The sequence below is a fragment of the Flavobacteriales bacterium genome, from assembly GCA_013214975.1.
Taxonomy (GTDB): domain Bacteria; phylum Bacteroidota; class Bacteroidia; order DT-38; family DT-38; genus DT-38.
In genome coordinates this window covers 1-12,788 of record JABSPR010000243.1, presented here as the reverse complement: position 1 = coordinate 12,788, position 12,788 = coordinate 1, and the positions used below count along the sequence as shown (strand labels likewise).

Sequence of the window (12,788 nt, the reverse complement as noted above, 5' to 3'; positions counted from 1 at the left end):
TGGTTTAAGTTATCTGGGGAGTTGTTCCAATATGTGATTGTTTCATTTCCAGTAATAATATCACTGGAATCGTTAATAGAAGCTTTGATGTCGTAGTGAACATCTTGTTGCCAATACCCCTCGAAAGGTAACTTGTTTTTCCAGTAATGTGGATTGCTTTTTAGATTGTACGAATTGGGTTTGTTTAAAGGGTCGTATTCCGAACCGATAACCGTAGATGCACATAGAAGAGTTAATAATAGGAGGTGTGTGAATTCACTTTTCATATTAATCTAAAATGTCTTTTTTCTTAGCACTCCCAATACTGGCATTTAATTCAAATCCGATAAGGAGGATGAACGAATTTATAAATAACCATAATAGAATCACTATAAGAGTCCCTATAGACCCATATAGCTTGTTGTACTGTCCGAAGTTGTTAATAAAGTAAGCAAAGCCCATAGAGACGATTATTGTAAGTACAGTGGCTAAGGTGGAGCCGGCCGAAATAAATCTCCAGTTTTTAGTTTTGGCTGGTCCGAAATAATAGAGCAGAGATATTCCAAAGAAAAATAGCGATAACATGATGAGCCATTTACCTAGCATTATGGCATAAATATAAATGTCACTATCTATACGTGTCATTTCGCCAAGGTATTGAATAGCTATTTCGCTGAATACTAGTAATGAAATAGAAACGACAAGAAGAAGCAAGAGTGTGAACGTTAGTAGGATAGCTGATACTCGTTGCATTAATCCACTTCGTTGCTCTGTTATATTGTAACTATTGTTGAAGGCATTTATCATAGATGCCACTCCATTTGTCGAGAAATAAGCGGCCATAATAAACCCAAAAGAAAGTAGGCCTCCTCGTGGTCTATTTATGATATCCATTAAGGTGGTTTTTGTTATTTCGAAAGCTTCTTTGGGCATAATATCCTCAAGTAAATCGATTAGTAAAGCTTGGAAGTTATCTATAGGGATATAAGCTATGAGAGTAAACAAGAAGATGATTCCAGGAAATATTGCAATAAAAAAGTTAAATGCCAATGCAGAAGCGTTGGTGCTTAAGTCACCATTTTGAATACCTCTAATAAAAAACTTGAGTACACTTAAAAACGGAATGCCATTAAATCCAGGCAAAACGAGTTTATTTAATACAGAAAGAACCCTTTCTACAAAAGGGTTTTTCAGGATTCTATCTTTTAAAGTATTAGTCATTGATTGCTCTAAGGCTAATATCTAGGCTAGTATAAGAATGAGTAAGGGCACCTACAGAAATAAAGTCTACGCCACATTTTGCGTATTCCACAATTGTGCTTTTTGTTATGTTGCCAGAAGATTCTGTTTCATATCGACCATCAATTAAAGTAACAGCCTTTGAGGTTTGCTCATAATTGAAATTGTCTAGCATTATACGATTAACACCTCCTTCATTCAATATTTCTTGCACTTCCGTCAAATTTCTTGATTCAACTTCTATAGGGATGTTCAAGTTATTAGTACTCAAATAAGCTTTGGTCTTAATAATAGCTTGAGAAATGCCGCCACAGTAATCGACATGATTGTTTTTAATCATAACCATGTCGTATAACCCAAAACGATGATTGTTGCCTCCTCCAATTTTAACTGCTTCTTTCTCAAGTAGTCTAAATCCGGGAGTTGTTTTTCTAGTATCTAAGATTTTTGTTTCATATGGTTCGAGAAGTTTAACGTATTCGCTAGTTAACGTTGCTACACCACTCATCCTTTGCAAGCAATTTAAAACCAGTCGTTCTGCTTTCAATATAGAAAGGCTTGAGCCTTTAACAGTGAGAACGATATCTCCGTTAGCAACAGTTTCGCCATCATTAACAATATGCGATATAATAAGATTTTCATCTACCGTTTTTAAAACGGCTTCGGCAACTTTAAGTCCAGCTATAATTCCAGGTTCTTTAATAAGAATCTTTGCTTCACCTATTTCTGAAGCTGAAACACAGGCCATTGAAGTATGGTCTCCGTTTCCGATGTCTTCTTTTAATGCGTTCTCTATAAAGTCAGATAAGTTCATGCGGATAGCTGTAGCTACTCTTCTTCTTCGATGCTAATTTCTTGTATAGTCACTTTATTCTTATTGCCTCTTAGATAGATGTAAACTCTGAAATCAGATGACTTGCTCTTTAAAGTGCCTATATAATATTTTATATCGTTTGCAGAATTACCTTCATGTACTACATGAAATGATTCTGGACGGTGGCTATCAAAAAAATCTTTTAAAATTAATTTGGCTTGAGAAGAGCTGTAGGAATTAGCTTTATCCATGATTTTCAGATCGATATTGCTGTCAAAATATTTACTTAATTCATTAGCACTTCCAGTCTTCATGGCCAATTTAATACTGTTCAGTACTTCATTTTGCCCAAATGATATTTGGCTTATAAATAAAAAAAGAATGAAGACTAGTCTTTTCATGCTTGATACTTTCTAAACTTGCACGGATATTTGTTTGAAATTTGAACTGGATGCAAATTTAATCCTTCTAATTTAATAAAATGAAAGTTACTCTCTTGGTCGTAGGTAAAACAGAAAAAGGTCCCATAAATGATGCCATAAATATTTATAAAGACAGGTTGAAACACTATATACCATTTGAGATGGTTGAGCTAGTGGTAAAGAAGAAAGGAGGGGAGAAAGAAGACTTTATAAAACTTGAAGGGACAGCCATATTAAAAATGGTTAAAGCAACTGATTATGTCGTATTGCTCGATAATAGTGGGAAGGAGTACTCTTCGGAGGCCTTTGCACGTAAAATTCAAAGTTATGCAAACAGGGGAATTAGTAATTGCATTTTTATTATTGGAGGTGCCTTTGGATTTCATGAATCAGTAGTGGCAAGATCATCGGAGAAGGTATCCTTGTCTCAGATGACTTTTTCTCACCAAATGGTGCGCTTATTTTTTACCGAACAACTTTATCGAGGAATGACTATTCTAAAAGGCGAATCATATCACCATTAATCATTAAGAAGCCGATTGTATATGGTGGCGTACTTTTCTACTCCATCATTAAGGTTGTAATACGCCAGTGCTGATTTACGTAGGTCTACGGGTGAGGTGCTGGTTAGTTTATCGATATCCTTGATTACTTGACTGAATTCGTCGTTCGTAAATTTATCTACAAGTTTACCCATTGTGTATTTTTTAAAGAGTAATTCCTGATCACCGATGTTGGTGTTTGCAACTACAGGTATACCCATTCCAAGTATCTCCGCCAATTTGGTTGCAGAAGAACCCTTTTTTGAATAGAGTGGCTTGATGAAAAATAAAGAAAACGAGCTGGTACTCAAGAGTAGTGGTACTTCTTTTCGTTGCGCCGACTTTACAATAATGTTATTTGGATCTATTCCTTTACTTACAGCAACTGGATAGATTGAATTTGGAGATGCATCACTGATAACAAGGAATTTAGCATTTGGCTTTGCTTGTAGAAGTATCTTGTAAAATTGCAGCATCTCTTCGATCATATACCAAGTTCCAATAGAGCCGAGGTAAGACATAACAAAATCATCTTTGGAAAGATTTAACTCTTCTCGAAGTTCTTGTGCTTTATCTTCTTCAATATTTTCATAAGAGAAAAGATCAAGGTCTGCACAGCATGGAATAACTGTGATATTTAATTCATTGCCATTTAAACTATCCCATGATAATATTTCATCTTTTCCTGTTTCTGTTAAACTTACAATGGCATCTGAGTTTTTTAAATATTCTAATTCAAGCTTTTTATACATAGAAAATAACAAACGATGTATCAAATTTGATTTTTGCCAGATATTACCATCAATACGTTCATCTACCCAAAAGCCTCTCATGTCGAATAGAAATTTAACTTTCAGCTTGCTCTGAGCATGTAATGCTGCTTGAGCAGCTATATAACTTCTTGCATGAATAAGTTTAATGCCTCTTGCATCGCATATTTCTAGCGCTTTTTTCTTGAGATTTTTAACATTAAGATAGGAAGAAATAAATTTGGGTGAACTGTAGAATGTGATTGGAGCCCAATCTATCTTGTTTTGCGAAAGCATGATATTAATATGCTCTTTGTGTAAGTTATAGTTTGCTTTCTTTTCACATGATAATAATGTAATTCGAAACCCTCTTTTAGACAGCCCTATTAAATAAGGTATAACCTGCGATTGACCAAGAGGGTCGGTCATGCCGTCGTAAGAAATATACAGCACATTCATCTTTGAAAGTTACTACAATTGATAACATTACCTCTACGGAAGGTGTGTATAATTTATATTTTAAAAGGATAAGATGAATTGAAAAAGTATTCTTCTTGTGTTATGCTATATTTGGAGAACTAACGAATGAAATACAGTGAAATACTTTAGTTACATAGATTTAATCTCTGGACCGGTTTATATGTTGATAGCATTGCTAATCGCTTACTCTGTAAAAAATAGAAATCAAGATTCAGTCTCAATTTATAAGTATCTCGTTCCTGGTCTTCTAATGAAAATTGGTGGTGGTATTTTCTTATGTTTAATTTACTCCCTATACTATGGAGGAGGCGATACTATTCAATACTTTAATTCAGCTGCCACGTTGAGTAATTTATTATACCATGATCCTTCGGGATACTTCTCTTTAATCTTTAAGGGTAATACAGCTCAGAATTGGTCATATTTTAACCACACCACTGGCTGGCCGACTTCATATATGTACAGAGACATGAAAACATTTATTGTTTGTGAAATATATAGTCCATTAGCCTTTATTTCATTTAATTCCTATATCGGCACAACTGTTTTAACGGCTGCCCTATCTTATATAGGTGTTTGGAAACTATATATTCTTCTTGCTGGTTTGTATCCAGAATTAAAGAAATCGTTTGCTTTAGCTTTTCTATTTGTTCCATCTGTGATTTTTTGGGGTTCCGGAATGTTAAAGGATACGATAACGTTTTCAGCTCTTTGTTGGTTCATCACTTCTTTTTACTCGATTTTTCTTCAAAAGAAGAAAGTTTTGTTGAGTATTTTAAGCCTTTTGGTAAGTGGATCTGCAATAATTATTATCAAACCTTATATTCTAATTGCATTAGTAACTGGGTTATTGGTCTTAGCGTTTTTTAGAAGAATTAAAAAAATCAAGAATTCTTTCCTTCGAGCTATAGTTGCGCCAATATTACTAGTCGCATTTGCGTCGTTTTCTATATTAATAATGGTAGAGTTAGGTGGTGTTTTAGGTCGTTATTCCGCCGATAATATGTTAGAAACTGCACAGGAAACTCAAATTGATTTAAAAAGACAAGTATACTCGGGGCATTCTTTTAATTTAGGTGAATTCGATGCAACTTACTTTGGGGTTTTTGAAAAGGCACCTCAGGCTATAATAGCTGGATTATTTAGACCTTTTATTTGGGAAGCAGGTAATATTGTAATGCTATTATCTGCTTTTGAAAATTTAGCACTTTTGATATTTACAGTATACTTAATATTAAAAATAAGACCTGTGCGGATATTTCGATTAATTATTAATGACCCGTTTTTAATTTTCTGCTTGGTGTTTTCTCTCACTTTTGCGTTTGCTATTGGTTTGGCTTCGTCAAATTTCGGTTCTTTAGTTAGATACAAAATCCCCTTGATTCCATTTTATATATGCTGGTTGTTAATTACTTGGTCAAGCCACATTGGGAATGAAAGAGAGTGGGAAGATTAATTGGAATAGCCTGAAAACCATTTTTGAATTAGGATTACTAACCAAATCCTATTGTACAAATAATCTTTCCCGTTTAAGAAGTCTGAGATTAGTTTTTCAATGAAAACGTAATTGAAAAGACCCATTTCTTCTATCTTCTTCTGAGATAAGTAATTATCAATTAAATAATACAGATCGGCTTTTAGCCAGCTTCCCAGTGGGATAGAAAATCCTTGCTTAGGTCTATTAAATAAATCCTTTGGTGCGTAGTCGTGAAGTATGTCCTTTAAAATTGACTTCGATACACCCTTATTTTCTTTAAGTTTTTCATCAATGTTAACGGCATATTCTACGATGCGGTGATCAAGAAGAGGTGTTCTTGCTTCTAGTCCATGTAGCATGCTAGCTCGATCTACCTTAACAAGAAGGTCATCTTTTAAATAGGAGTTTATATCAAATAAGGCTTGTTTCTCCTTAGCGCTTACTTCTCTTTTAAAATTATACTCCTCTGAATTAATAGGGCTATTTGTTGCTTGGACTAATATTTCTTTTGCTTCTAATTCCGTAAAATAATATTGTTCCTGGGAAAATATATGGCTTGCTATCTTGGAAGGGTCGATGTCGCTGAACATCTCTGAGGCTCTTTGCATACGGTTATTCCCAAGTCTTAGAATCTGTTTAATGGGCTTTTTAAGAGATTTGACAATAGGTCGATTTAATCGTGTAGCCCATTTGTAAGCTCCGTATCCCATAAAAAGCTCATCGCCACCATCACCAGAAAGAACCATCTTAACTTCTTCTTTTGCCAGCCCTGATACAATGTTCAATAAGAAACCAGAGGAATCTGCAAAGGGTTCATCAAAACAATTCATGAAGGGTTCAATCTTGTTTTTGATGTCTTTCACGCTAACCATTAACTCGTGATGGTCTGTTCCCAAATGTTTGGATATCTTCTTTGCATGCTTGGATTCATCCTTTTCGGAATCTTTTATTCCAAGAGAAAACGTTTTAATGGGTTTGGATTTTAAAGATTGCGCAACTGCAGTGATCAGACTTGAATCGATTCCTCCACTTAAGAAAGTGCCATAAGGGACATCGCTCATCATGCGGTACTCAACAGAACTTTGGATTAATTTGGTTAATTCGGATTTCGTCTTTTTATAATCATTGTGGGTTTCTGGAGATATTAAGCTGTTGATATCCCATCGTTTTTCTATGGAGAGTTTCCCTTCTTTAAATATGCCAACACTACCAGCTGGAAATTTCTTTAAATTCTTATAAATAGTATTTGGCTCAGCGATATATCCAAGATGAAGAAATTCTACAACCATTTTCCGGTCTGGTTCGGCCATTTTCTTTATTTGATCGCAAGCTAATATCCCTTTTATTTCGGAGCAGAAGGAGAAAATTTCGTTTGTTGAATAATAAAACAAAGGCTTAATACCCATTCTGTCTCTGAATAAGTAGAGTTCATCAGTCATGGTGTCGTATACAGAAAAGGCGAACATGCCATTTAGCCTCTCGTAGCAGTCTACTCCCCATCTTATAAAAGCTTCAAGTAATACTTCCGTATCGGAAGATGTTTTAAACTCAATATTTAGCTCTTTTGATAATTCTTTATAGTTGTAAATTTCTCCATTGAAAACTATAATATATCTTCTGTCTGAAGAATACATAGGTTGGTGCGCTGTACTATTGGTATCAATTATACTTAATCTCGCATGACCGAGAGCAATATTGTTACAAATGATACTATGCTCATTGTCAGGTCCTCTATGCCCAATAGTAGAAACCATGCCTTCGATTTCATTTAATCTAGGTTCGCTAATGAAATTGTATATCCCTGCAATGCCGCACATGATGCTAATGTATTTATTTTTTAGCGTGGAATAAAGACAGAATTGAATTTGTATTAGCAATTAGCCTCGAATATGGCATTACTTAATAGAATTTGCTTTTTGTAAGTGGGTAACTAGCTGGTTCGTTGGTATACTTGTAATCCTTTGCTGCTTTCAAATACCTTTTTCAGGTCTTTGGTAATACATTCTAAACAGAATTTAGGATTTACGATTCTATTATATGGACTGATAATAATGTATTTAAACTCTAATATGTCATCTACTCCTTTCTGATCCATTATCCAATCGGAATAGGCAGTAGTAGTTTTGCTTATTAAATCTGGTGATAGCTTATCTCTAAGAGAATAGAAGTAAACGAGTTCAAAGAGGCGTAGCATTGTTTTCTTGTAGGATGGAGATTCGTTTATTTTTCGGTGAGAATCCATTGTTGTTAGTAATGTATCGAGAGATTCAGGCTCTACTTTGAAAAATGAAAGTGTTTGGAAAAATCTCTTTCTTCTTTCTTTCTCACCAACTTGACTTCTTCCTCTGGCTGGGTTGAACGTGCGTAAGTTGGTGTAAGCTGGTAAATGTAAAATGACATCAGGGTCTAACGTTATGAAGTTTTCCGCCGATGAAGTGTTCGTGTTAAACCATTCTGCTAATTCTATAATGCCTGTATTGTCGTTAAATGCGTTTGAACTCTTAGCTACGGCATTAATTCTATGTGTAGAGGTGGCCAAAAGAATGATTAGAATGCCACAAAACCAGATCCAATCACTTTTTTTATATAAAGTTCTTAGTATAATAGATGGGATTTCGAACTGAAATAATTTTTTATCAAAAAAACCGATGGAGATGCTTTTTCTTTTTACCATTTCCGTGAAAATTTGGTGAAGAAGAATTGCGCTAGCACAATAGTATATTGTTGCACCACCCCGATAAAAAACTCGATCAGAAAAGAATCCTCCATTGATTAGGAAAGCAAATGTGAATGCTATGGCTTGCCCAATTAGTAACGTGAAAAGAAATTCTGATTTAGAAGATTGACTGTTTTTTATCCTCGATCCCCATAAAACGCCTATTACCACTATAAAAGCCATAAGAGATATAGACAAAGGAAGCCTCGTCGAGAACTTCGTTTCTTTGATCATACTGAATATATCATCATAATAGCTGGTAGATTCCCAAAAGGGTAAGGCCAAATGATATAATGATACACTTGAGATAAATAAACTGCCCAATAGATAGGGGATAAATTTAATCGATTCCGCTCTGTGAAATAGGAACCCTGCGGCTATTATCCCATATCCTAAATAGATAAGTATTGGGTATGTGAAAGCTAGTATAGCTAGGCAGAGCATGAGAGCTATAGCTTTTAATATAGAATTTTGATTCGAAGGGTTTATGACATACTTATAATAGGAATAGGTAAATAGTAAAGAGATCGTGTTCGTGATTGAAATATTAGGAATTCTATAAAACTCGTTGCCAATTTTAGGATTTAGAGGTATTTCGGTATGCCAGCCGATCATTAACTGAGCGATACTCCATAAAAATTCTTTTATCCAAAGTGGTAATAGCCAAACATCTATAAAGCCATAAAATAGAACAATCGATAATGCCAGAAATATGGAGACAAGTTTCCTCTGAATGAAAAGGAATAGAAATATAAAGATTAAAAGAAAATTAATTGCTGGCCAAAAGATAATGTTAAAGCCATAAGCAAAATTCACATTATCGGAATACAGGAAGGGGAGGGCAGCAATAGAATAACTTATAAAGAGGGAATAAGATACATGAGTAGGTTTCTTATCATGTTCTTTAACATCAGATTCAATAAATGGAATATTACCTTCTGCAAATTTTTTAATATGTGTGTAGTAGTGATAGTTGTCACTTTGAGCACCTGGTCCATATTTAATAGCCTGATACTCATAGTTTAAGTTTTGAACAGAACGTATGCTATTGAAAAGAAAGGAGCAACTGAAAATAAAGCTCACAACTAACGCGCAGAAAATAACTAACCAGTATTTATTTATCAGATCAAAGAGCTGTGGCATAAATGAATCGGCTTCTATTTTTCGATATGCGATATTAGTTCTTCGTATGAATACTTCTTCTTTATTTTACCCGATTCGAGTTCGTAAATTTCATCGCAGAATTTAAGAGAACTAATTCTATGGGCGATAGAAATGATAGTGATTCCACTGTCTGAAAGGTTCTGTATCGTATCAAGTATTTCCGCTTCCACCTCGGAATCTAACGAGCTAGTTGCTTCGTCCAAAATTAATATTTGAGGTTCTTTATATAAAGCTCTTGCAATCGCTATACGCTGTTTTTGGCCACCTGAAATCCTTCCCCCAAATTCGCCAACATTGGTATTGATACCATTAGGAAGTTCGTTTATTAAACTAGCTAACCGAGCTTGCTTAATACACTTTTCTAATTTATTCATATTTATTTCTTCCAAAGAAAATCCAAAGGCGATATTTTCTGCAAGAGTTGCATCTAGAAGGTAAGAGTCTTGTTGAACATAGCCTGTCATGTTTCTCCAAGAACGCAATGTTCTTTTGTTTAGCGCTTTACCGTCAACTTTGAATACTCCTTTATGATTATCTATTAGCCTTAAGATAATATTTACCAATGTTGTTTTCCCTGAGCCTGATGGACCGATTAGCCCTATACTTTGTTCTTTTTTTATAGTCAGATTAAAATTATTTAATACGGATTCTTCTTTTTCGGGGTATTTGAAACATATGCCTTCTAGCGTAATCTCTTCTTCGAAGATCAGATTGGTATTGTCATTTTCAGAATGAGTCGATTCGTCAGTTGAAAAGGGATCTTGTTCTTGTAGTATGTCAAGAACGTAGCTCGCATTTTTAAGCCTAAGTATTGCCGCCATTATTCTGTTTGTTGACGGCATAATACGATATGCGGCAACCGCGAACAGAATTAAAAATTCTCCTAATACTTTTCTGTCACCATTTGTCATAATAAAATATGCAAACAGAAAAGAAATAAAACCAATAGATGCTATTTCGATTATTCTAATAGGAAATGATTCTACCACATAAACCTTGGTTAGAAGATCAAAATATCTCTTGAGAGATTTCTTGCTTCGGCTTACAAAATAATCTTCACGATTAGTAAGCTTAACATCGATGTAACCATGGATTGCTTCAAATATACTTTTGTAGGTTACCGGTGATACTTCATTTCGTTCTTTTCCATAGCTGGCCAATCTATTCTTCACAATATTGTAAAACCAGGCTAGTATAGGAATGAAAACAAGTAGTACAATCATGAAAACAGTTAAATCGTATGATACTATTCCGACAGCTATTAGAAATATAATAACGAACTCAGATGTGATCGAAATTAGTGGAAGCATTATATCAAAGGAAAATGCTTGAGGCACGTTTGCTATATCCCGTGTAATAATATTAGAATTCGTGTTTTTAAAGTAGTGGAAGCTACGATCTAAGTATTTTTCAAACTGTTGTTTAGTTAACGCAGCTGAAAGCGTATTTGAGAAATTTGTTTGAACATAGTTTATGAAAACACCAATGAGGTTTTTAAGTGTAAATACTAACATGGTAAAGCCAATTAGAGAGAGAAGAAAATTGTCTTCTGATTTAAAGTGAAGACTTTTATATGCATATGAAAGAAATTTATTTGTGTGAATTAAGGAGTTATCGTTTGCCATTGATATTAACGGAAAGATTAGTGCTAATCCCACAACTTCAACAAAGCCATTCGCGACAGTAAGAAGAAATACTCTCTTTGCTTTTTCCTTAAACTCTTTGTTTAGGATGGTGTTAGTCCCTTTTATAGTTTTGAAATATATGTTGTCTCTCAATCCCATATTAAAACTTATTTATAACGGGAGTTAATGAGTTGAACAAAATTACGTAGACCTTTTTGTTTAATTGTTCATTCCTATACATGAGTTGCAAGGTAACGAAAGTGCAAATAGCTCTACTACTCATCCAATTTTATTTAATATCTAATTCTAATTACAGTTAATACTACTTGTCTCTTATGATTTCTTTATAGAAATCGAAGTATTCCTGTGCTTTCGTCTTTATATTAAAACGGGCGGAATATTCTATCCCGTTAGCTGACATTTTGGTGTACAAAGAATTTGAAGTCATTATCTCCTTAATTCGTTCAGCAAATGTTTCTGGATTTTGTTCTTCGATAAAGAATCCATTAAAGTAGTTTTCAATAAGCCCTATGTTTCCTTTGCCATTAAGGGTTACTATTGGTAATCCTGATGCCATTGCTTCCAAAAACACTAATCCAAATGGCTCATATGTGGCGGTATGAAGGTAGATATCACTTTTCAATAAGAAGTCTTGTACATTGCTTACGTTACCATGGCAGGTGATATTTGTTGTTAGTTTATTAGAGATAATTTTTCCCTCAATACTTTTTAGAAGAGGGCCATCACCTAATAAATCGATTTTGAAATCAAGGCCAAGATCACGTAGTTTAATTCCTATATCAATTATTAGTGCTTGATTTTTTTTCTTGACGAAACTTCCGGTATTTACAATTCTTATTTTCTGATTTGGAGAAATTTTTCTTGTAGATTTATTATGAAATGAGCTGTAGTTAAATCCATATTGAATAATGCGAACATTTTTTGCTAGATCTCGCGGGAGAGAAGCTTTATAGAAATCCTCCGTATGTGGTGAATTTGCAATGAAATAAGTAGGATGCTTTTTATATTTCTTGGATATCAACGTCCATTTTTCATAGAAATTAAGTGCTAGTTTTTTTTTAAATAATGTACTGAAGGATAGGTTTTTAAATTGAAACATATTGTCATGGCCATGGCAAACAAAGGCAATATTCGGATTCAGTTTTTCTAGAGTTAGATATTCGGATAAGAATAAGTTTGAGTGAATGATATGAGGTTTAAACTGATCAATTAAAGCATGGTATTTTGGCGTGTGTGTGCCATCTTTAAAGGTGCTTCCTTTGAAATCAATACATGTAATATTTAAATTGTTTGATATTTCCAGGTATTCGTTAGAGGGGAATAATGTTGCAATGCATATCTCCGTTTCTGTAAGCTGATTTAATTCACAGCATAAATCTATAATAGCTCTTTCTGCTCCACCTTTAGAGAGGTCGTTTATAAGGTATAAAATTTTTAATTTACTTGGCATTAACTTAGTCCATAGGTATTATCCCATTGGTATTTATTATAATTCCATTTTTCAGGTCAGACCTATTCGCAGTTGTGATTTTTTCTTTTCCTTGCCATGGAGCTGTAGTG

11 protein-coding genes are annotated in these 12,788 nt (G+C 34.2%); 2 read left to right on the top strand and 9 right to left on the bottom strand.

Annotated features, from left to right (window positions below; translation table 11 throughout):
• From HRT72_08040 to HRT72_08025, 4 genes are all read right to left on the bottom strand, one after another.
• A partial coding sequence (locus tag HRT72_08040) for a M1 family peptidase (GenBank protein ID NQY67658.1) occupies positions 1 to 266 on the bottom strand: 266 nt, incomplete at its 3' end.
• Position 267: 1 nt separating this feature from the next.
• Complete coding sequence (locus HRT72_08035) at positions 268 to 1,200, bottom strand: YihY/virulence factor BrkB family protein (GenBank protein ID NQY67657.1); 933 nt, start codon at positions 1,198 to 1,200, stop codon at positions 268 to 270.
• Positions 1,193 to 2,032 (bottom strand): carboxylating nicotinate-nucleotide diphosphorylase, encoded by an 840-nt coding sequence (nadC, locus tag HRT72_08030; protein NQY67656.1) that lies wholly within the window; start codon positions 2,030 to 2,032, stop codon positions 1,193 to 1,195. Before nadC ends, HRT72_08035 begins: the two co-directional genes overlap by 8 nt.
• A gap of 14 nt (positions 2,033 to 2,046) precedes the next feature.
• Positions 2,047 to 2,433 (bottom strand): DUF4783 domain-containing protein, encoded by a 387-nt coding sequence (locus tag HRT72_08025; GenBank protein ID NQY67655.1) that lies wholly within the window; start codon positions 2,431 to 2,433, stop codon positions 2,047 to 2,049.
• Between the two features lie 80 nt (positions 2,434 to 2,513).
• On the opposite strand from HRT72_08025, the gene HRT72_08020 reads away from it, so the two are divergent.
• On the top strand, positions 2,514 to 2,978 hold the full coding sequence (locus HRT72_08020; GenBank protein ID NQY67654.1) for a 23S rRNA (pseudouridine(1915)-N(3))-methyltransferase RlmH: 465 nt from the start codon (positions 2,514 to 2,516) through the stop codon (positions 2,976 to 2,978).
• Here HRT72_08020 and HRT72_08015 read toward each other — a convergent pair.
• Complete coding sequence (locus HRT72_08015) at positions 2,975 to 4,204, bottom strand: glycosyltransferase (protein ID NQY67653.1); 1,230 nt, start codon at positions 4,202 to 4,204, stop codon at positions 2,975 to 2,977. The genes HRT72_08020 and HRT72_08015 overlap by 4 nt on opposite strands.
• A gap of 136 nt (positions 4,205 to 4,340) precedes the next feature.
• Between HRT72_08015 and HRT72_08010 the strand changes: the two genes are divergently transcribed.
• A complete protein-coding gene (locus HRT72_08010) occupies positions 4,341 to 5,681 on the top strand; it encodes a hypothetical protein (GenBank protein NQY67652.1) in 1,341 nt (446 codons plus the stop codon).
• Here HRT72_08010 and asnB read toward each other — a convergent pair.
• The 4 genes from asnB to HRT72_07990 all read right to left on the bottom strand — a co-directional run bounded on the left by asnB (position 5,678) and on the right by HRT72_07990 (position 12,678).
• Positions 5,678 to 7,519: an asparagine synthase (glutamine-hydrolyzing) gene (gene asnB / locus HRT72_08005; protein NQY67651.1), complete on the bottom strand. Its 1,842-nt coding sequence runs from the start codon at positions 7,517 to 7,519 to the stop codon at positions 5,678 to 5,680. The two genes, HRT72_08010 and asnB, sit on opposite strands and share 4 nt — an antisense overlap.
• 113 nt (positions 7,520 to 7,632) lie before the next feature.
• The gene (locus HRT72_08000) at positions 7,633 to 9,561 is read right to left on the bottom strand and encodes a hypothetical protein (protein NQY67650.1); all 1,929 of its coding nucleotides are present in this window, start codon (positions 9,559 to 9,561) and stop codon (positions 7,633 to 7,635) included.
• A gap of 14 nt (positions 9,562 to 9,575) precedes the next feature.
• The gene (locus tag HRT72_07995) at positions 9,576 to 11,366 is read right to left on the bottom strand and encodes an ABC transporter ATP-binding protein (GenBank protein NQY67649.1); all 1,791 of its coding nucleotides are present in this window, start codon (positions 11,364 to 11,366) and stop codon (positions 9,576 to 9,578) included.
• A gap of 163 nt (positions 11,367 to 11,529) precedes the next feature.
• Positions 11,530 to 12,678, bottom strand: a complete 1,149-nt coding sequence (locus HRT72_07990; protein ID NQY67648.1) for a glycosyltransferase family 4 protein — start codon at positions 12,676 to 12,678, stop codon at positions 11,530 to 11,532.
• Between the last annotated feature and the right edge of the window lie 110 nt (positions 12,679 to 12,788).

Coding starts and splice junctions, on each gene's coding strand:
- HRT72_08035 (NQY67657.1), bottom strand. CDS start 1,200: ATGACTAATACTTTAAAAGATAGAATCCTGAAAAACCCTTTTGTAGAA.
- nadC (NQY67656.1), bottom strand. CDS start 2,032: ATGAACTTATCTGACTTTATAGAGAACGCATTAAAAGAAGACATCGGA.
- HRT72_08025 (NQY67655.1), bottom strand. CDS start 2,433: ATGAAAAGACTAGTCTTCATTCTTTTTTTATTTATAAGCCAAATATCA.
- HRT72_08020 (NQY67654.1), top strand. CDS start 2,514: ATGAAAGTTACTCTCTTGGTCGTAGGTAAAACAGAAAAAGGTCCCATA.
- HRT72_08015 (NQY67653.1), bottom strand. CDS start 4,204: ATGAATGTGCTGTATATTTCTTACGACGGCATGACCGACCCTCTTGGT.
- asnB (NQY67651.1), bottom strand. CDS start 7,519: ATGTGCGGCATTGCAGGGATATACAATTTCATTAGCGAACCTAGATTA.
- HRT72_08000 (NQY67650.1), bottom strand. CDS start 9,561: ATGCCACAGCTCTTTGATCTGATAAATAAATACTGGTTAGTTATTTTC.
- HRT72_07995 (NQY67649.1), bottom strand. CDS start 11,366: ATGGGATTGAGAGACAACATATATTTCAAAACTATAAAAGGGACTAAC.
- HRT72_07990 (NQY67648.1), bottom strand. CDS start 12,678: ATGCCAAGTAAATTAAAAATTTTATACCTTATAAACGACCTCTCTAAA.